This is a genomic window from Mucilaginibacter straminoryzae (genome assembly GCF_022953055.1).
GTDB classification, from domain to species: domain Bacteria; phylum Bacteroidota; class Bacteroidia; order Sphingobacteriales; family Sphingobacteriaceae; genus Mucilaginibacter; species Mucilaginibacter straminoryzae.
The window spans coordinates 377386-398284 of sequence record NZ_JALJEJ010000004.1 but is presented as its reverse complement, the minus strand read 5'-3'; the positions used below and the strand labels follow the sequence as shown (position 1 = coordinate 398284).

16 protein-coding genes are annotated in these 20899 nt (G+C 46.2%); 3 read left to right on the top strand and 13 right to left on the bottom strand.

The window, feature by feature from the left end; all coding sequences use genetic code 11:
* Positions 1 to 3: 3 nt before the first annotated feature.
* From MUY27_RS11310 to MUY27_RS11290, 5 genes are all read right to left on the bottom strand, one after another.
* Positions 4 to 1179, bottom strand: a complete 1176-nt coding sequence (locus tag MUY27_RS11310; protein ID WP_245130131.1) for an MFS transporter — start codon at positions 1177 to 1179, stop codon at positions 4 to 6.
* A gap of 72 nt (positions 1180 to 1251) precedes the next feature.
* On the bottom strand, positions 1252 to 2784 hold the full coding sequence (locus tag MUY27_RS11305; protein WP_245130130.1) for an amino acid permease: 1533 nt from the start codon (positions 2782 to 2784) through the stop codon (positions 1252 to 1254).
* 188 nt (positions 2785 to 2972) lie between these two features.
* Positions 2973 to 3176, bottom strand: a complete 204-nt coding sequence (locus MUY27_RS11300) for a type II toxin-antitoxin system RelE/ParE family toxin (protein WP_245130129.1) — start codon at positions 3174 to 3176, stop codon at positions 2973 to 2975.
* Complete coding sequence (locus MUY27_RS11295; protein WP_245130128.1) at positions 3163 to 3384, bottom strand: addiction module protein; 222 nt, start codon at positions 3382 to 3384, stop codon at positions 3163 to 3165. The genes MUY27_RS11300 and MUY27_RS11295 overlap by 14 nt, the downstream gene beginning before the upstream one ends.
* 67 nt (positions 3385 to 3451) lie before the next feature.
* A complete protein-coding gene (locus tag MUY27_RS11290; RefSeq protein ID WP_245130127.1) occupies positions 3452 to 5692 on the bottom strand; it encodes a sodium-translocating pyrophosphatase in 2241 nt (746 codons plus the stop codon).
* Positions 5693 to 5850: 158 nt separating this feature from the next.
* Here MUY27_RS11290 and MUY27_RS11285 point away from each other — a divergent pair, with 158 nt between their 5' ends.
* Both MUY27_RS11285 and dacB read left to right on the top strand, forming a co-directional pair.
* A complete protein-coding gene (locus tag MUY27_RS11285; RefSeq protein WP_245130126.1) occupies positions 5851 to 7305 on the top strand; it encodes an APC family permease in 1455 nt (484 codons plus the stop codon).
* Positions 7289 to 8794 carry a D-alanyl-D-alanine carboxypeptidase/D-alanyl-D-alanine endopeptidase gene (dacB, locus tag MUY27_RS11280; protein ID WP_245130125.1) on the top strand — a complete coding sequence of 502 codons (1506 nt, stop codon included), beginning with the start codon at positions 7289 to 7291 and terminating at the stop codon, positions 8792 to 8794. Before MUY27_RS11285 ends, dacB begins: the two co-directional genes overlap by 17 nt.
* Positions 8795 to 9130: 336 nt before the next feature.
* On the opposite strand, the gene MUY27_RS11275 is transcribed toward dacB, so the two are convergent.
* The 7 genes from MUY27_RS11275 to MUY27_RS11245 form a co-directional block, all read right to left on the bottom strand.
* Positions 9131 to 10420 carry a bifunctional folylpolyglutamate synthase/dihydrofolate synthase gene (locus tag MUY27_RS11275; RefSeq protein ID WP_245130124.1) on the bottom strand — a complete coding sequence of 430 codons (1290 nt, stop codon included), beginning with the start codon at positions 10418 to 10420 and terminating at the stop codon, positions 9131 to 9133.
* Positions 10421 to 10879: 459 nt separating this feature from the next.
* Positions 10880 to 11695 carry an energy transducer TonB gene (locus tag MUY27_RS11270; protein WP_245130123.1) on the bottom strand — a complete coding sequence of 272 codons (816 nt, stop codon included), beginning with the start codon at positions 11693 to 11695 and terminating at the stop codon, positions 10880 to 10882.
* Positions 11696 to 11704: 9 nt separating this feature from the next.
* Positions 11705 to 12103, bottom strand: coding sequence for an ExbD/TolR family protein (locus MUY27_RS11265; RefSeq protein WP_245130122.1), 399 nt, complete (start codon positions 12101 to 12103; stop codon positions 11705 to 11707).
* Complete coding sequence (locus MUY27_RS11260; protein WP_245130121.1) at positions 12100 to 12813, bottom strand: MotA/TolQ/ExbB proton channel family protein; 714 nt, start codon at positions 12811 to 12813, stop codon at positions 12100 to 12102. Before MUY27_RS11260 ends, MUY27_RS11265 begins: the two co-directional genes overlap by 4 nt.
* On the bottom strand, positions 12810 to 14177 hold the full coding sequence (locus MUY27_RS11255; RefSeq protein ID WP_245130120.1) for an HU domain-containing protein: 1368 nt from the start codon (positions 14175 to 14177) through the stop codon (positions 12810 to 12812). The genes MUY27_RS11260 and MUY27_RS11255 overlap by 4 nt, the downstream gene beginning before the upstream one ends.
* A 29-nt stretch (positions 14178 to 14206) precedes the next feature.
* Positions 14207 to 16078, bottom strand: a complete 1872-nt coding sequence (locus MUY27_RS11250; protein WP_245130119.1) for a TonB-dependent receptor — start codon at positions 16076 to 16078, stop codon at positions 14207 to 14209.
* Positions 16079 to 16099: 21 nt separating this feature from the next.
* Positions 16100 to 19198, bottom strand: a complete 3099-nt coding sequence (locus tag MUY27_RS11245) for a tetratricopeptide repeat protein (protein ID WP_245130118.1) — start codon at positions 19196 to 19198, stop codon at positions 16100 to 16102.
* A 321-nt stretch (positions 19199 to 19519) separates the two neighbouring features.
* Here MUY27_RS11245 and MUY27_RS11240 point away from each other — a divergent pair, with 321 nt between their 5' ends.
* Positions 19520 to 20512: a hypothetical protein gene (locus MUY27_RS11240; RefSeq protein ID WP_245130117.1), complete on the top strand. Its 993-nt coding sequence runs from the start codon at positions 19520 to 19522 to the stop codon at positions 20510 to 20512.
* Here the strand turns inward: MUY27_RS11240 and MUY27_RS11235 are convergent.
* On the bottom strand, positions 20509 to 20871 hold the full coding sequence (locus MUY27_RS11235; protein ID WP_245130116.1) for a response regulator transcription factor: 363 nt from the start codon (positions 20869 to 20871) through the stop codon (positions 20509 to 20511). The two genes, MUY27_RS11240 and MUY27_RS11235, sit on opposite strands and share 4 nt — an antisense overlap.
* Between the last annotated feature and the right edge of the window lie 28 nt (positions 20872 to 20899).

The window sequence follows — 20899 nt, the reverse complement described above, 5'->3', positions numbered from 1 at the left end:
ACGTTAGCAAGTATTTTGTTTTTCCTTGGATTTTAGTCTAAAGGTCAGTAAAAAGCCTGTCAGAATGAAAAATGCCGACAGAAAAAATACCGCATGTACAGACCACACGGTGATCAGCCCGGCTGCAACGGGGCCTAAAGTTTGCCCGATAGAAGCGTAGGACTGGTTTACTCCTAATATCTCGCCCTGCTTTTTAGGGTCGTTATGGTCGGCAATAATCGAGTTGAGCATCGGGTTACGCAAGCCATTGAATAAGCCATACACAAACAAGCAGATCGCGAACAACAGGAACTGATTGGCGAAACCTGCCGTGAACATCGCCGCGAGGCAGGCAATCGTAGAAAGCAGTAAGATCATCGCTTTGGAAGAAATCACCTTTGTAAAAAACGGTACGCACAACTGCATAATGATCCCAGTTATGCCAAAGCCGGCATAAAACAAACCGATTTTGGTAGGGGTGATCTTCAGCACGTCTACACTAAAAGTTTGAAAACCGATGATCATGGTGAACTGCGCCATGGTAAGTAGAAATCCGGTGAATACCGCTGTACCTATTACCGGTTTCTTCATGGTCGTGAGAAGCGAAACAAAAGTGAAACGGCTTTTATCCCGTTCTGCGCGCTTTTCCGTTGTATAGGTCTCTTTTAACAGGAACATGGTTGCAAGCGTACCTAAAAGGGCAATTCCTGCTGCAAAGAAGAACGGCACCTGCATGCCAAATTTGCTGAGCAGGCCGCCAACTGCCGGGCCCAATACAAACCCAAGCCCGAAGGCAGAGCTCAGATAGCCGAACTTTTTGGCCCTGTCGTCGGCCGTAGAACTGTCTGAGATCATGGCCTGCGCTACGGAGATGTTGCCGCCTGTAATACCATCCAAAATGCGTGCGGCAAACAGCATCACCACATTTTGTGCAGTGGCAAATAACAGAAACGACAGGCACGTGCCTGCCAGGCTGATCGCCAGCACAGGTTTACGGCCAAACTTATCGGATATTGCCCCTAAAAGCGGGGTGACAAAGAACTGGGCAATGGAGAATGAAGCAGTAAGCAGGCCGATGGTCTGCTGGGTGATGCCAAACTTTTTACCGTACGAGTAAATGAGCGGCACGATAATGCCAAAGCCGAGCGAATTTATCACGCACACGCAGATCAATACCCATAAGTTTTTGTCGGCTTTCATTGGTTAGCTTTGGTTGATAACAAAAAAGGTTCTGAAATATCAGAACCTTTTTATGATTAGCCAAAAATAATTTTAATCTACGTAATGCGGGTTCGGTGGGTTGTCTGCCGCATTAGTTACACCGCGGCGAACCGCAGAGTTTTTGATGCCATAGCCAAAATAAACCACAAAGCCTATCAGCAACCATACAATTAAACGTGCCCAGTTTTCCCAGCCTTCGCTGAAGATCATACCTAAACAAACCAGTGCGCCAAGCGGGCAAACGATCATGTAAGCCGGGGTCTTGAACGGACGCTCCATATCCGGGTCTGTTTTGCGCAGAATTAAGATACCGATACAAACGAGAACGAATGCGAACAGTGTACCGATACTAACCATATCACCTACGATGCTATCTGGCACAAAACCCGCAAACAGGGATACAAATACAAAGAATAACCATTGTGATTTGTAGGGGGTGCGGAATTTAGGGTGAAGCTTAGAGAACACTTTAGGCACCAGTCCGTCTGTACTCATGGTGTAGAATACGCGGGTCTGGCCCATCAGCATCACCAGGATCACTGAAGAGAAACCTGCCAGGATAGCTACGGTAACCAGCTTGGCCAGCCATTCGTAACCCGGCATGTGGTGACGGATAGCGTATGAAACAGACGCCTCGCTACCAGAGGTTAAAAACTCTTTATAAGAAGCAATACCGGTTAATACGTGCGAGAACAGGATGTATAATGCCGTACAGATCACCAGGGATACCAGGATACCCAATGGCATATCTTTCTGCGGATTTTTAGCTTCCTGTGCAGCTGTAGATACCGCATCGAAGCCGATGAATGCAAAGAATACGATACTTGCGCCGCGCAAGACCCCAAACCATCCGTGATTCCAGGTGTCGGCGTAGTTATGCACCACACCGGTATTTAACGTTACAGAACCGGCGTCAGCAGGGATAGTATAAGGCGTATGGTTAGCTGCGCTGATAAACTGCCAGCCAAAACCGATGATCAGCAATACGATGGCAACTTTTACCAGTACAATGATGTTGTTTACCACAGCAGATTCTGCCGTACCACGGATCAGAAGCAGTGTCAGTAAAAAGATAATACCAATAGCAGGCAGGTTAACAATACCATGTATACCGGCATCTGAAACCTGGAACGGCGAATGGCTCCATTCGTAAGGTATGGTAAACCCAAAGAAGGTATGCAAGAGATCATTAAGGTACTGCGACCATCCGATGGCGACCGTAGCCGCCCCGAGTGCGTATTCCAGCACCAAGTCCCAACCGATAATCCAGGCGACGAACTCGCCCATGGTTGCGTAAGAGTAAGTGTAGGCAGAACCGGCAATCGGGATCATACTGGCAAACTCGGCATAACATAAACCGGCCAGGGCACAACCAATTGCGGCAATGATAAATGAAATAGTAACTGCAGGACCGGCATTACCACCAGCAGCTGCGGCAGTACGAACAAATAAACCCGCTCCGATAATTGCGCCAATGCCCAGTGCGATAAGTGCCACGGGCCCAAGCGTTCGCTTAAGGCTGCTTTCTGATTCGGCAGACGCCGCCAGGAGCTGCTTAAGAGGTTTTTTAACAAATAACTTCATCTTTAGCTCAGTGTAAATTTTTTATCATGTTTATGCCCAAACCTACTTAATTTAATTGTAAAACGGAAAGGGGGCTTGTAACAATAAAGAAAGTTAAATGTTTAGAATTTTTGGGGATTACGGCTATGATGAAATACGGCAAAAACGAAAATCTTTTTTAATTCGTGATTTGCACGATAAACAATAGCTTAAAGGAACTTTTTAAGCGGCGCAAAACGGTAAGTTTCCGAGAACCGTACCTGAAATTGATCGGGATTTTTCCGGATAGCGTTTAAACACTGATCGATTTCGTTTAAAAAGCGTTTTGCTAAACCCTTTTGTCTACTATCATACCAATCACAAGCATCTTTTAGTTCATTTTCGGCTTCTGATAATACTTCAATGGTAAACATTATCAAAGTCTTTTTTAATGTCGTCCCATGATCTGGTAGTAGTAGTACCGTCTTTTAGTTTTTGTTCCCGCGCGAGAATTTCTTGTTGCTGCTGCGCTGTAAGTTCAACCTCTGGTTGTTCAGATGAGTATTCATAGTTCAGGCTATTTAAAAATGCCAACAAAACTTTCTCTTCTTGCTCATTATGAGGATGCACCACTACTGTCATATAACAAATTTAATAAATAGCGGCGTTTTACAACAAAAAACCCTCCGGTTTTCGGAGGGTTCAACGCTTAAATTCTATTATCGTGTTTGATCGTGTGCGTAATGTATGATTGCTTCTTGATCTCGTTCTGCAAGCGCTTACTGTTATCTACCGCTTTATTCAGATGCGGTGCAATTACCAGCGAAACGATTGACATCAGTTTGATCAGGATGTTCATCGAAGGGCCGGAAGTGTCTTTAAACGGATCACCTACGGTATCGCCGGTTACAGAAGCTTTGTGTGGTTCAGATTTCTTGTAATAGATCTGCCCGTTGATCTCTACGCCTTTTTCGAACGATTTCTTGGCATTATCCCATGCACCACCTGCATTGCTCTGGAACATGCCCATCAGTACACCAGAAACGGTTACACCGGCTAACAAGCCGCCTAATACCTCGGGGCCGAAGGCGAAACCAATAATAATCGGGGTGATTAGCGCGATGGCACCGGGGGCGATCATTTCGCGGATAGAAGCCTGGGTGGAAATTGCTACGCATTTTTCATATTCGGGTTTGGCTTTGTATTCCATAATGCCCGGAATTTCGCGAAACTGGCGACGGACTTCTTCTACCATTGACATTGCGGCCCGACCAACAGCCGAGATAGCTAAGGCCGAGAAAATGAAGGGTATCATGCCGCCAACAAATAGTCCGGCAAGCACGTCGGCCTTGTAAATATCAATATGATCAATCCCTGCTACGCCAACAAAAGCGGCGAATAGTGCTAATGAAGTTAACGCTGCCGATGCAATAGCAAAACCTTTACCGGTAGCAGCGGTAGTGTTACCCACGGCATCCAGGTTGTCTGTCCGATGGCGAACCTCTTCTGGCAGTTGGTTCATTTCTGCAATACCGCCTGCGTTATCAGCAATCGGCCCGAAGGCATCAATCGCCAGCTGCATGGCGGTAGTGGCCATCATGCCTGCGGCAGCTATCGCCACACCGTACAAACCGGCAAAATGGTAAGAACCAAATATGCCGCCGGCTAAAACAATGATCGGCAGTACGGTTGATTCCATACCTACAGCCAAACCGCCAATAATGTTGGTTGCATGGCCGGTGGATGATTGCTTGATAATACTCATTACAGGCCTTTTACCCATGGCCGTGTAGTATTCAGTAATAATAGACATCAGCGTGCCTACAATCAGGCCAACAACTATAGATAGAAAAACGCCTGTCTTATTAAACACCAGCGCCCCTGTTTTCACCTGGTGGGTAATGGGGTCAAGGTCGCGGGTCAGGAAAAGGTCGCCGTCCGGTAATAACCACCTTACCGCAAAAAAAGTAGCAATGGCGGTAAGTATAATCGCCAGCCAGTTGCCCATATTTAAAGCGCTTTGCACGCTGTCAGTCTCGTTTTTTATACGTACGAAAGAGGCGCTGATGATAGAGAAGATCAGGCCCATTCCGGCAATCAGCATCGGTAACAGGATGGGAGCGATACCGCCGAAGTTATCGTGCGATACAATCTCGCGACCTAAGACCATCGTCGCTAAGATAGTCGCCACGTATGACCCAAAAAGGTCGGCGCCCATACCGGCAACGTCCCCTACATTGTCCCCTACGTTATCGGCAATCGTAGCGGGGTTTCGTACATCATCCTCGGGAATACCTGCTTCCACTTTACCTACCAGGTCGGCACCAACGTCAGCCGCTTTGGTATAAATACCACCGCCCACACGCGCAAATAATGCAATAGATTCAGCACCGAGTGAGAAACCTGCCAGTACTTCCAGCGCTTTCTGCATTTCTTCGCCGTTCACGTTTCCGTTCACATTCTTTACATAAATGGTATAGAAGAGAATAAACAGCGACCCTAACCCTAAAACTGCTAAACCGGCAACACCAAGGCCCATCACGGTACCGCCGGTAAAAGAAACTTTAAGTGCTTTCGCTAAACTGGTGCGTGCCGCTTGCGTGGTACGTACGTTAGCTTTTGTGGCGATACGCATGCCCAGGTAACCTGCAAAGGCAGAGAGAAATGCGCCGATGATAAAGGATACAGCGATAACCGGGCTAGAGGTTGAAACCGTTGTGCCCGACCATGCCAGTAGAATAATGGCGATAACGGCAAAGTAGCTGAGTACTTTCCACTCGGCACGTAAGAAAGCCATTGCCCCATCTGCAATGTAGCCCGAAAGCTCTTTCATACCTGCGTCGCCGGCATCTTGTTTAGTTACCCAGGCCGATTTACCGATCATGGTAATAATTCCGATCAGCCCGAATACAGGAATCAGATAAATTAAGTAATCGTTTAAAAAATTCATATAGTTAGGTTAGTAGTTTGGCAACTTAAGTAATTGGTACTTAAAACGAATGTTCGTAAAATAATTAACACTTGCAAGTATTTGATTCTTAATTTGAAGGGTTTATTTACGGGTTAAGCTAATTTTTTAATAGCTTAGGCATATCAACATTACTTTAAATGGAAGGAACTCCCTCTAAGAAGGAATTAAAGCACGAACTGGGCCTGCTTGATGGTACCATGCTGGTTGCCGGGTCAATGATAGGTTCGGGTATTTTTATTGTCAGCGCGGATATTGTCCGGCACGTTGGCTCATCCGGCTGGCTGATTGCCATCTGGGTAATCACAGGTTTTATGACGTTGACCGCTGCTGTAAGTTATGGCGAACTAAGCGCCATGTTCCCTAAAGCCGGTGGCCAATATGTTTACCTGAAAGAAGCCTACAATAAACTGGTTGCCTTTCTTTACGGATGGAGCTTTTTTGCGGTAATCCAAACGGGGACTATTGCCGCGGTGGGGGTAGCTTTTTCTAAGTTTACGGCTTATTTGATTCCTGCGGTTAGCGAAGACAATATTTTATTTCAGATCCCTTTAGGTTCGTACCTGCTTAAAATTAGCGCTGCTCAAATCGTTTCTATTGTGCTGATCATCTTCCTGACCTGGGTAAATACCCGTGGTGTAAAAAGCGGTAAGATCATCCAGACCACCTTCACCCTTGCCAAACTGCTGAGCCTTTTTGGGTTGATTGCTTTCGGCTTTATGGCTTTTAAAACAGACGTGTGGAACGCTAACTGGAGCAACGCCTGGAACATGCACGCATTAAACGCCGATGGCTCTATCACTGCGCTCACTACGGCGGCGGCTATGGGTGCAATAGCTGCTTCTATGGTGGGTTCTATTTTTAGCAGCGATGCCTGGAACAGCGTAACATTTATTGCCGGGGAAATGAAAAACCCGCAACGGAATATCGGCTTAAGCCTTTTCCTCGGAACGCTGATCGTTACTATAATTTACGTTTCTGCCAATTTGGTTTATACCGCAGTATTGCCCTTGCACGAAATCGCGACTGCTGAAAAGGATAGGGTGGCCGTTGCTGCTTCGCACGTGATCTTCGGTAATGTAGGTACGATCATTATCGCGCTGATGATTATGGTTTCAACCTTTGGCTGTAACAATGGCTTGATTTTGGCTGGTTCGCGCGTGTACTACACCATGGCTAAGGATGGCCTGTTTTTCCGTAAAGCCGGAACGTTAAATAAAAATGCAGTGCCGGAGTTTGGCTTATGGATCCAATGTGCCGTAGCTGCCGTGTTATGCCTCAGTGGCCGGTACGGCGATTTGCTCGACATGATCTCTTTCGTGGTGGTGATCTTCTATGTGCTGACCATTATCGGTATATACATCCTTCGCGCCAAACGACCCGATGCGCTGCGGCCTTATAAAGCTTTCGGTTATCCCGTATTGCCTGCTATTTACGTATTGATGGGCCTTGCTTTTTGCGTACTGCTGATTATTTACAAGCCTGAATTTACCTGGCCCGGATTTATTATTGTTTTGATAGGGATACCGATTTATTATATTTCGCAACGTAACGTGAAGGATGATGAGACTGTTGAATATGAGACACCTGCTTAGCGAAGTGCTAGACACCCCACTGTTTAAAATTGCTCCTGTAACAAAACGTACTTCAATTTCCCTCTCGAGAGGGGTAAGCACTGGCATTGCCACTTTGCTTAAACGCACATTGGGGTGTGTATTGTTTGTTATTCTGTTATCTGGAACAGCCTTCGCGCAATCCCTAACGCAAAACCTGCAAAGTGCCTTCACACGTTTGCAGCAAGATGCACAAAGTACTTACGCTTCTGTTTCGCTAACGGTGTTGGATGCCAAAACAGGGGAGGTTGTTTTCACCGCGAATCCGAACATGGGGTTGGCTACGGCTTCCACCATGAAGACCATCACTACCATTACGGCCATGAATATCCTTGGCCCAGACTACCGCTTTAAAACTACCTTGGGCGGAGATGGCTCGCTCGGCGCAGATGGTACTTACAACGGGAATATCATCATCAATGCAGGTAATGATCCCACACTGGCCAGCTTCCGCTGGGAGGAAACCAAAGAAAGCTTTGTACTGAATGAGTTTGTAAATGCGATAAAGAAGGCAGGGATTAAAAAGATCACCGGGAAGATTATTGCAATGGGCATCAACCATGAGCCTGATGGTTGGATATGGGCCGATATGGGCAACTATTACGGCGCTTTCCCAAACAATCTGTGCTGGCGCGAAAACGCATACGATATCTTGCTTCGGCCTACCCAGCCGGGTAAGCCGGTCACTTTTGCAGGTACGGTTCCTGCTATGCCTTACCTGAAGTTTTATAATGAACTGACTACAGGCGCAGCAGGTAGCGGTGATAACGCAAATGCCCATTTGCCTGTAAACAGTAACAACGTGTTTTTGCAAGGTACTTATGCTATAGACGAACAGAAACATAAAATATCGGCAGCCTTGCCAGACCCGCCCTACGAGGCTGCCCGCAGGCTAAAGGATACACTGGAAAAAGCAGGTATAACCGTAAGCGGCGGAGCGATGTCTGAAACCATTAACGTTACGCAAAATAATAACGCAAATATCCACATGGGGCAAACTTTCGTTACGCACCAATCACCGCCGTTAAAAAAAGTAATTTACTGGCTGAACCAGAAAAGTATTAACCTGTATGCCGAGCAACTGATGCTGGCCATGGGCGATTCGCTGAAGACGGATGACTATACCAGTGTGGTGAAAAATTTCTGGAAGGGCAGGGGAATCGATGTGAATTCGTTGAACATGAAAGACGGCAGCGGCCTTTCGCCAGGCAACCGGGTAACCACCATGACGATGGCGAAAATCCTACAGTCGGCACGGAAAGAAACCTGGTTCCCGGACTTTTTTGCGAGCTTGCCCGTTTACAACAACATGCACATGAAAAGCGGATATATTAATAATGTGCTGGCGTACGCAGGCTATCAGACACACCAGGGCCGCGAGCTTTGCTTTTCTATTATCATCAATAATTTTAATGGGTCTACATCAGCTATTCGCCCAAAGTTGTTTAAAGTGCTGGACGAGTTGAAGTGATGGGAGAGAGACAAGAATCAAGAGCCAAGAAACAAGACACAAGAGCTGACCTTTATCGCGCGCGTTTGTAACGCGTGCGTATTATTCCAGACGATTAAATCGTCTTTCTGATAAAATTCTGTGTACAGATCCTTCCCGAAACTAATTCGGGACAGGTCACTTCGTTTAGGATGACAAAATAACGCGTCATTGCGAGCGAAGCGCGGCAATCTCTATAGCAATTTTATCGAGACACGATACCTCGTGTCTCTGTTTGATTTTCCTTAAGGACACACCCTTAACCCTTCTCAAGAGGGGAAGTCTACCTGTAATGACCGTCTCGGCTTTTGATTCTATCTACACTACTTCAGCCACCACAAATGTACTTCCGCCGACGAATACCAGGTCGTCTACACTTGCAGCGGTTTGTGCGGCTTGCAGGGCTGCTTTAACAGAAGGATAAACTTCACCTTTTAACCCGGCTAGGGTAGCCTTTTCCTGAAGCGTTTCGGCCTCTAATCCACGTGGGATATCCGGTTTGCAGAAATAATAGATGGCTTCTTTAGGTAACATTGCCAGAATCTTGCTGATGTCTTTATCGTTTACCACGCCTATTACAAAATGTAATTGCTTGTAGCTTACTTTAGCAATGTTCCTCAGCACCTCGGTAATACCTTCCGGGTTGTGGCCGGTATCGCATATTGTTAGTGGGTGGGTGCTTAATGTCTGCCATCGGCCGGCGAGTCCGGTTAATTTCTGAACTTGTTTTAGTGCATCGGTTACATGCGCATCAGTTATGGTAAAACCTTGCTGGCGTAGTTCGGCAACGGCGGTGAGAACCGTTTTTAAGTTTTTAAGCTGGTACGTTCCGGTTAAGTCGAGCTGGTAATGAACAGTGCCATCGCCTCCGCCTCTTTCCGGCACCACTGTTACGCTAAGTAATTCGCCCTTCCGGTGTTCTTCCACGCCCCACATATCTGATGCAAAAACCAGGTCACTGCCTTGATCACGGGCTTTTTGCTCGAATACTTCGGCAACTTCAGACTGATATTCGCCAATTACAACAGGTACGCCAGGCTTAATGATCCCCGCTTTTTCACCGGCGATTAGTGGTAGTGTATCACCCAGTAAGTTCATATGGTCCCATCCGATATTGGTGATCACCGAAAGCAGCGGCGTGATCACGTTGGTCGAGTCCAGTCTTCCACCCAAACCTACTTCGATCACGGCAACATCTACCTTTTGCTTAGCAAAATGATCGAAAGCCAGTCCCACGGTCATTTCAAAAAAAGAGGGTTCTATACGCTCGAAATCAGGTTGATGTTGCGCTACAAAGTCAACCACATCCTGTTCGCTGATCATCCTGCCATTAACGCGGATCCGCTCGCGAAAGTCGCGCAGGTGAGGGGAGGTGTATAAGCCTGTTTTATAGCCTGCTGTCTGCAGAATGGCGGCCAGCATGTGCGACGTCGAACCTTTACCGTTCGTTCCACCGACATGGATACTTTTAAATTTTTGATGCGGATTATCCAGTACTTCACATAGCGCCAGGGTATTGTCCAGCCCTTTTTTTATCGCTGCTGAACCCACACGCGTAAACATTGGAAGCTGGTTGTAAAGGTAGTCGAGGGTTTGCTTGTAGTCCATTCCGCTACAAAGAAACAGCATTGCTAGGAACGAAGCAATTTTAAGTAAAGAGTGGCAATGGAAATAGCAGCGGACCAATGATCAAACTGTCGTCCCGAACGAATGTGAGGGATCTTCTAAAGCAGAAAATTTCTCCTCGCTTAGGGGAGATTGAAGTAACAAGCTGTTGTAAAAATCTCGAGGCGTCATTGCGAGGGACGAAGCAATCCTAATTTGATTGAGGAGATTGCTTTGTCGCACTGATGTGCTCCGCGCAATGACGTATGAATGCGGAGATTATAATAAGAGCGTCTGCAAGGCAGATTGCCACGCTTCGCTCGCAATGACAACTATTTTACATAAACCTCCTTGTCATCGCGAACGACGAAGGAGTGTGGCGATCTCATAATAGTGTCAATGCAAGGCAGATTGCCACGCTACACCAGCAATGACTAAGATTTTTTGTACATCAGGGTGAATCTACTGCGCTTTAAGCTTATAGACGATTGTTCCGCGTTGCTGGTCCGGGGCGGTGTCTGAAGCATTTACACGAACACGTTTTGCGGCATCGATACAGCTTTGGATCACATCCGGGTCTGATACGGTAGTACCACGACCCACCGCCGCATAGGTAATGTTGCCCTCTTTATCTGCAATAATATCGATCACTACTGTGCCGGTTACAGTTTTACTGATGCTGGGCTGCGGGCGACTGATAAAGTTACGCTGACCCATATTCAGATTACCACCATTGCCAGAGCCCGTGCCATTATAGTTATTGGTCAGCGTAGTCCCAGTAGGTTTACCCTGGTTGCCCGGTTTATCACCGGTGCCATCCCCAGCGCCTGTGCCGTTATTCGTAGCGCCTTTATACAGCGCATTCTGGTTAACGGTGGGTTTGGCGGTAGTTTTGGTTACTTCCTGCTGCGCCTTTACATTTTCTGTCGGCTTCTTGCTGCTGGCTACCGCAGGTGCATCTTCATTGTCCTGGGTAACTACCTGTTTGCTGTTGTTGTCGTCCGGGGTAGGTTGCTCCGTCGGTGGCGCTTTGGTTACCTTATCAGGTCGTACATGGTTAGCTTTTTCGGCTACAGACGGTTCTTCCATACTGGTATAATCGTTGCCCATACCTTCGTCTACCGTACCGTAATTTACCAGGATACCCCCGGTGCCCTGCTCTTCTTTGGGCGGCATTTTAAAGACGATGAAATAACTTAAAGCAATTACCACTGCCAGGATAATACCTGTTGCAGCAAATGCTTTGGGATAGTTATTTTCCTCTTTACGATAATCCATCCTGATGGTTTATTTAGGCTCTGTAGCCAGTACTAATTTAATGTTCAATTTCTGCGCGGTATCCATTACCTGTACTACATTCTGGATAGCTACCGAACGGTCTACATACAATACGATGGTCAAATCTGTTGCCAGGTTTTTATAGCTTCCAAGCGTTGCAGGCAGATCTGTCTCTTTTACTTCTTTCTTATCTACGTAATAACGCAGATCCTTGGTAACCGATACCGTTATGGTTTTTTTTGAAACCGACTGCCCGGAGGATGACTTCGGCAGCATCAGCTTAATCACGTTGGGGTTGGTTACGGTAGAAGCGATCAGGAAGAACAGCAGCAAAAAGAACATGATATCATTCATAGCCGAGGTATGCACCTCTGCCGACGCACGACTGTTTCTTTTTCTCAGGTTCATTTGCTTGGCTCTTCTAACAGGTCAATAAATTCAATGGCATCGGTCTCCAGTTTCAGGATCACTTTATCCACCATCATGTTCAGGATGTGGTAGCAAACATAGGCCACAATACCTACAAACAAACCGGCTGCAGAGGTTACCATCTTTACGTACAAACCGCCCGAGATTACCCCCATGCTGATATTATCTGTTTTAGAAATATCATAGAAGATCTTGATTACACCGGCAATGGTACCCAGGAACCCGAACATAGGGGCGATACCTGCTACGATGCCGATAATACCGATATTCTTTTCAAGTTTGGCTACTTCCAGTTTACCAACGTTTTCAATAGCGCCTTCAATTTCTTTTATCGGGCGGCCAATGCGTAACAAACCTTTTTGCAGCATACGGCCAAGCGGGGTATTGCTGTTTTTGCAAATGGCAACAGCCGATTCCAGCCTGCCGTTTAAAATATTTTCTCGAACCTGAACCATCAGGTTAGATTCGTTTTTACCAGCCTTGCGAATGGTAAAGTAACGTTCAAAAAATATCACCAATCCCAGTACTGCCAGAATACCGATGGGGATCATCACCCAGCCACCCTTTACTAACAGGTCGCCAAAGCGAAGATCGTCCTGTTGGGGTAAAGCAGCTGTTTGCGCCGCCGCGCGATTCACTGTATCTGCCACCTGCTTAGCGGTATCTGCAATCTGCACTAAAAGCATCATTTCTGTTTCTGTTTATATTGTAGTACGTATATCAATTCGGGTTTAATCTTATGCTCGTTCAATATTTCATTGACCGCAACAACCGCCTCGTGGCGGGTTTTCCTGTAGCCGAATACAATCTGGTAAATGTAGTATTCGGTATGTTTTACTGAATCGATCAGCCTGGCCTGCTTATAGCCGTAGTTACGGTATTTCTCAAGCGTCTTTACCGCGTTATCGTAATTCTTGAAATGGCCACCCAATACAAGCCAGCTTCCTTTAGGCAGGTCTTTAACAGGCGGATAAGGTGCGGCAGAGGTTACAGGCTGCGCTTCGGGCGCCACTGCGGGAGTAGCTGCCATGTTTTGATCTGCCGTATTTGCATTCGTAGCTGTCGCCGGGTTAGCTTGTAGGCTATCTGATTTTACGGGTGCTTTGTTGAGTGCGTTAGCCGTATCTGCCGGTCGTGTTGCGGTGTCAAATTTAGCTGTTGTTGCTGCCGGGGTAGTTGCAGGCTTGGGCACCGTTGTTGCCGGTTGTGCCGTTTTTTTATTGAATGCGGCTATACCAAAACGATATTTATAATACCAGATCAGTCCGCCCGTTGCTAAAATAACTACAAGGCTCAGGATAACCCAGAAGCGCATGTTGCTGCTGGTATAGCTGCCTTCGTCGTTCTCGTCAACGGTAGTTTCATCTGCCGGATAGCTGCTTTCTTCCCAACTTTCCGTTTCTACAGTTTCTTTTACATTGGTAACCAGTACCGGGCCCTGCTCGTCAATAGTTTCCCGTTTAGCCTTTTCGGTTGGATGTTGTATTGCAGGTTCCGACGTTTCAGTTGGCTGATATGTATCATCCTGCTCGCTGAGTGTTTCCGCGGTTGCCTCTTCTGCTACAGGCTCTTCTTCCAGCGGGATAGAAATTGGCTCGACAGCAGGGCGCGGTTTTACAGGCAGCCCCAGGTCTTTTATTTTTTGTAATTGTACAGGCTGATAGCCGAACAAAGACGCGTTCTGCCGCATTTCTATCTGCGACGGACGGAAAGCGAGCTTCGCCTGCGCATCTAAATAAAAGTAGCCTAAGTCTGCAAAAGCCACCTCTTCTGTTTCGGCCTGCAGCTTAATTTTGCTGATGTACTTATCTAAAAAATAGCTGGCAGATGCCAGTGAAATATTTTTACGCTCTGTAATGTACGCAGCCATCGTGGTATCATTAACATCACGACGGAACGGATCAAACGTAATTTCAAAATAAGGAGGATAGATGGTGCCTGTTTCGGCATCATAATAAGCGCTCCTGCGTACGTGAGCAAAATAGCCAAGCCCCGGCACAATAAGTGCGCCGTGCTGCTTAATCAGTTCACTTGCATAATTCGCTAAATCCATCCTCTTTACTAAGTGGTTAAACTGTAAGCTTAAAACCCTACAGCCAGACCGCCAAAGATATTAAATCCGTAGTTACGATAGAACATCCATTGCCTATAATTAGTATTTAGCAGGTTATTAGCCTGAATAAATACCGAAAACTGCCTGTTGATCTGGTATGATGCGCCTGCACTTACATCGGCAAATGACTTTACAATGTAAGGTGTAGCGTTGCGCTGATCGTTTAATGAAAGTACAGAACTTTGGTTATACGGCAGATCTTTTGCCTGTCCGCGGATCAACAGCGAACCATTCAGGCGAAGCTTATCAGTGATATTAATAATCGTTCCGGCAGTCAGGTTAAAGTCCGGCATGTTCCAGGCTTCCAGTTGCGAGTTCATTTTGTAATCGCGGAAGTCTACCTTACCAAACAGGTCAAACGTTTCTGATGCTTTAAAGTCCAGTTCGCCGCGGAACCCATTGATGGTAGCGGTGCCATTATCATACAATACCAGGAAACGGTTGTTGTTCTGCGCATCGAAATTGCTTACAAACAAAGGCATATCTTTTACCTTATTGCTGTAAATGGCTGCTTTGAACCCTAATCCAGGTGCGAGGGTTCCTTTTAAACCTGCGGCAATATCCAGCTTATCCACACTGTTCTTTATCGCGATATTCTGGTCAAGGAAAGGGTTGTCTTCTGTAAGGCTGCGGATAGAGGTTTTATTGACATCGCCCTTAACCTCTGCAAAGAAGCGGATATATTTCGGGATCAGGGATAATTCGAGTTTTGCCGCAGGGAATAAAGATAAGCGCGATTTCATGCCGAATTCGGACACGAAGTTTACACCTGCGTCAATCTTATAATTATCACCCTGAAACTTCAGGTAAGGGTTCAACCGAACCAGGCTGTTGTTTAAACTATAGTTTACATCTTTTTGCGAAGTAAGGTCTACCGTTCCGCTTAAGCCAGCATAGAATTGACGAATAGTTTGATTGATGAAACCGGTAAGCAGTACGTTATTTTCGCGCGCTTTAAACGCGTTGCTGAAAAGGTAACCTTTTGCTTTAAGCGCATAATCGAAAACACGGTCGGTGTCGCGGTAGTTTTTAGCTAGTTCGCCTTCGGCGCTTAACGTATTGAAATGTTGTTTAGCCGGATTAAGATCGGGAACAGGCGTGGTGGTGAACGGCGCGTAACCATAGAAATAATTGTTTCTGCGGTTATAACTGATGCGTCCGCTCAGGGTATTATCTGTACCGATAGCTTTGCCAAATACACCAACTTCCTGGCTGCTTTGATTTTGTTTGTAAGCATCGCTGCCAGACTGGCCAAAGTGTTTTACCCAGGCGCCCACTTGTAAGGCATTATCACGGCCATTGCTGAAATAGCCTTCGCCGAAGGTCGATTTCAGGTTACCCACACCCAGCTTCACATAATTGTTGTATAGCATGGAATCGCGCTCGGCTGGCAGCTTCATGGCTTCCAACTGCTTGATGTTGGTGTTCTGCTCTAAGCGCTTATCTAAAAGATTGTATGTTAACGGCGCCTTGAATGGTGTTTTATCTTCCAGGTCGGGGTTGCGGCGGATCTTTACCGCATCTGCCAGCACCGGTTTGTAGTTGGTAGTAACCACTACCTCTTCTGAAAGGGTAGAAGTATTATTCGGATTGGCAGGGGTGTTGGCACCGCCTTTTTTTGTGGTATCCTTTGCGGCAGATTTAGCCGCTAAGTCGCCCAGTTTCTGAGCGGTAGTTTTTGGCTTTGCTGCCTGTTTAACGGCAGCAGGTTTAACTGTCGCCTGTTTCTTTGCAGTGGTAGTAGTTTTCTTGGGCTGTTGCTTAGTAGTTTGTGCATCAGCAGGAGAAAGATAAACTACTGAGCCTAAAGCAAGCACGCTGAATATATAGTTGAATTTCATTTCGATGTTCTAATGCCTGTGTTAATCCTGTTTTTTCTCTTGCTGCGTAGCAGTACTGTCTGTATTCACGGTATTTGCTTTTCCGTCCGGGATAGGCGGTGCTAATTTTTGCAAACGTTCGCGTGCGGCAGGTAACACATCGTCGTCACCTTTATAATTCTGAATTACGCTTTGCAGGGTAGCTTTCGCCTGGAAGTTATCTTTCAACGCCACGTAATTATCGGCCAGCAAAATGAAGGTTTTGGCTAACCAGTAATCGTAGTTCGGCATTTTGTTGATCAGGTCGAAACATGTTTTCTGCGAAGCCTTGTATTGCCCGCGGTCATATTCAACAGAAGCGATGGTGTACTTCGCTTCTGCAGCGGCAACCGTTTTGGTATTGTTAATGGTATAGTTTAACTCTTTTAAAGCTGCTGTTGTATCTGCATTCAGTAAATAGGCTTTACCTGCAAACAGACCTGTACGGAATTTGTCTTCAGCCGATGATTTCTCATTCTCGCGAACCAGCTTTACATATTTCAGCACATCATCTGCCGATTCCATTTCTGAATAGGACAGCAACAGGTTATTGATGGCGTAGGTGTAATCAGCTTTATATTCCGAGTTGGTCTCCAAGCGTTTCAGGAACACTACCGCTTCGTTATATTTCTTCTGTTTCAGGTAATAGTTCGCCATGCTGATCAGCGACTTCTCGGTGTATGCACTGGTCCAGTCGTTCAGGATCACGTTATAATCTTGCACGGCTTCGTCACCACGGTTCAGGTTAACCAAACTCTGCGCGCGGATAAAACGCATTTGTTTCTCGTAGATCGGTTTCGGGAACTTATCATAGTAAGCGTTTACTGCCGATACCGTTCCCTGCCAGTCGCCTTTCAAGTAAAGGTTATTAGCCGCAGTAGACATGATTTCTTCCTGCTGCGCGGTAGTATAATTTCCGATTGGGGTAGTGGTGGCGTAGTTGATGAAGGTTTGCGCATCACCCTTATCGGTATAGATCTTCTCGATCTGTTTCAGGGATTGTTTTGCTTCATCAGTCTGCGGGTATTGCTGGATCACCTGTTTGAAGGATGCAACGGCATCGTCGTCCCGGTTGGCATTATAATCTACCAAGCCGATAGTCACCAGCGCACGTGGCACATAACTGCTATGCGGGTACTTGCTGATCATGGCTTGCAGGCGTGTTTTTGCCTCGTCGCCATTGTTTTTCAGGAAGTAGGTGTAAGCGATTTCGAAAACCGCATCGTCAGCAAAATCTGAGTTCGGGTATTTGCTGATCACATCATTCAGCGTGGCGATCTTGGTATCCAATTGCCCCTGCAAACCCTGGATCATGCCGCGTTGAAACAGCGCATAATCCTGTCCCGGGCTTTGTTGGGTAATAATACGGTTGTAATAATTAAGCGCCTGCGGATAGCTTTTTAATACAAAGTAACAGTCGCCCAAACGGGTAACGGCATCGTTGATGGTATTGCGGTCTTTTTCTTCGCCGCTTAAAAAGCGCTCAAAGTAATTTGCTGCTGTCTTATAGTTTTCGTCGCCGAATGCAGCGTAAGCTAAAGCATAGTTGGCATAGTTATATACATCGGTTTCTTTAGCGGCTGGCATCTCCATAAAGTCCTTGAACTTTTGGACAGACTCGGCATATTTCCGCACCTCGTACATGGCTTCTGCCTGCCAGTAAGTGGTAAGGGCGGTCACTTTATCGTCCATCGGATATTTCAGCGAACGGATAAAAATACCGATAGCATTCTCGAATGCCCGTTCGTTGATAAACTCCAACCCGCGATAGTAAGTCACTTTCTGGTAAGCCGTTTTAGCCGAAGCCGAAGTATTGGCAATGGGTTCAAGGATCTCTACAGCCTCGCGGTAGTTGCGCGAGTTCAATAGTTCTTCGCCCAATAAGATCTTCACCTCATCCAACCGGCGGCTGCGCGGATAATTGCGCAGATACAATCGGGTAGCTTCTAAGGCCTGGGTATTGAAATCCAATTCGTAAGAAAGCTTGGCATACTGGTACAAAGCGTCTTCCTGTAACTGGCGGTCGAAGTTTAATTTAGACGCTACGAAGTAGGCATTACGTGCACTTTGCTTGTTGCCCAGTTTCAGGAATACATCGCCGAGGGTGTAATTACCATTCTGGCTATATACGTCGTTACCGTCAACCAGTTTCTCCAGTTCTACAGCTGCACGTTGGTAATTGCCTGTTTTATACAAAGCGTAACCCATCTGGTAGCTGTCCTGCGTGTTCTGCGTTTTGCGCATATCCTGGTTCTGGAAGCGGCTATAATATTTTTCCGCGTTAGGATAATCCGCCTTCGCGAAATAAGAAGCGGCTACTATACGCAGCATTTCTGTTTCGTTCTGCTGATGAGTGCTGTTCAGAATGGGAATCGCGTAGCTTAAAACATCATCATAACGTTTATCTAAAAAGTAAACGGCAGAGATGTAATATGGGTAGCTGTTCTCGTATTTTTTAGAGTTTTTTAGCTTCTCGAAGTTAACCAGCGCAATATGGTAATCCTTGTTCAGGTAAGCGATGTAGGCAAAGTAGTAAGTCGCATCTTCGGTATACGGCGAGCGCGTGTTACGCACATCACCAAACAACTGCTGTGCGTTTTTCATATCGCCGGTAGCGAAATAGGCATAACCCTTCCGGAATTTGTATTCAGTGTTCTCGCGTCCGTTAAGGTCACCGGCTTTTACTTTATCGAACCAGCGCAACGCGTCAGCATAATTGGCGCGTTTAAAGTAAGCACGGCCGATCTGGAAGTAAGCCAGTTTGGTTAAAGGATTTTCGGGATGCTCTTTTATGAAGCGCTGCAGCATGCTTTCTGCATCGTCATTACCTAACTCCAATGCGCAAAACGCTTCGTAATACTGCGCGTTTTCTTTCAGCAGGGTCAATTCAGATTCGAACCGGGACTGCTTAGTGGTCTTATAACCGGTATGTTCTACCTGCCTGAACTGTTCTGCCGCAGCCACATACTCGCCTTTGTCGAGCAGCTCGGTTGCGGTATGGTAAGTTTTGTAAATCTGGAATGAAGGATTTTGCTGCGACCGCGCGCTCAGCGAAAAACATAGGGGCGCCAGCAAAGCAAGGTGCTTGGGTTTAATCATCATGACTTAATAACAAAGCTGCGTACAGCTATAAAATGCATTTCTAAAGGTATTTGTCCGCAAGCGGCTGAATTTTTCTAATAACGAAGGTATGAAAATGATGGTATAGGTCGAGATAAAAAATCTGCTATTTGTCAAAATGACTTAAATTAGTAATAAGGCACAATTAGACATCGTTTGGCTATTATAAACATGAAGACAATTTTTACAAACACAAGGGGTAGAGCGCTTTGCCTGTTGCTTTTATTGCCATTTGTTGTACTGACAATAGCCTTTAAATCGACGGATAAACCCGTGCAACATTTGCTGCTTCGTAATATACCAATGCGTACAAAAGCTACCGGCTTTTATTTGGCTGGCTTTGCCGACAACCGTAAGGATAAGAAGACAATAGGTCAGCTTGTGCCGTTTTCGCCGGATGCTTTGCAGAAATCTCCTGCTCCCGTTCCTGCCGATCTGGATGGTGGAATTCAAGTATTGGAAGGCTACCTTAAACAGAATGCCCCTTTTGGAAAGGATCTGCACCCGGTGATCATAAAAGTATCGGCACTGAATGTGAATGAAATACCGATCAGTGGTAGTGGTGTAGATGGTAAGGTTGATTTGGTGTTATCCTTCCATTTAAAAACCGGCGATGATCTGTCTGTAAAGCTGGTGGATTATAAGGGTAGTTCGCATTATACCCGGAAGTTTTCGCAACCCGATGCTGCGGAGCCTGTACTAAGAAATGTACTTGAAAATGCCATTGTTTATTTTAATAACTGGCTAACCACCCAGGCCGACACCAACCCACTATTAGCAAAACGGGTAAAACTGCTGTTCACCGATTATAAAGACAAGGTGGAGAATGACACGATTTACTACGACAAGCTTCGGCCATTAAAATGGGATGATTTTCAGGATAAACTAAGACCGGGGAACTATTCGGCGCAGGTGATGCCCGGAATAGGTTACACCGAAAAAACGTGGATAGAAAAAGGCATCATCTATGTGCAGATAGCAGTAAAAACCTTTGTGCCCAAAAGTACCTGTTCTGTAAAACCAGGTTACCAGGATAGCTACAACCTGAACCACGAGCAGCGGCATTTTGATTTAGAGAAGATCATCAGCGAACGCTTCAAGAAAAAGTTGCTTGCAGCGCCATTACCGGTTATGAATTACGATGGGACTATTAACGTAGAGTACCTGGAAACCCTGCACGAGGCCTACCTGTTACAGCAGAAGTACGATAACGAAACCCGGCACGGAGCAGATGGCATGGCGCAGGAAAAGTGGAATAAATATATAGAAGAGGAGCTTATAAAAACAGCCGGCTAAGCAGCCAGCTGTTTTTGTATTTTGCGGAGTAATACGTGTATATCAAACGGTTTGGATATAAAGTCGTCCGGGGCGCATTCCTGTCGTAAAACGTCGTTAAGCTCGTGGCTTGCAGAGATCATAATAACAGGTATTTCGTGCGTATCTTTACCTAACTTAATATAGCGGCAAAGTTCGCGTCCGTCGGCAGGGCCGAGCATTATATCCATCAGGATCAGGTCGGGTGTATGCTCTTTAATTTTATCGAACATCAACCGGTAGTCTGACAAGGTTTCGACTTCGTACCCTGAATCTTCCAGTATCAATTGTATCACTTCCAGGATGTCCTCGTCATCGTCAATGGCTAAAATCCGTCTCATTTTAAATGTGTTTTAATTATAAATTATG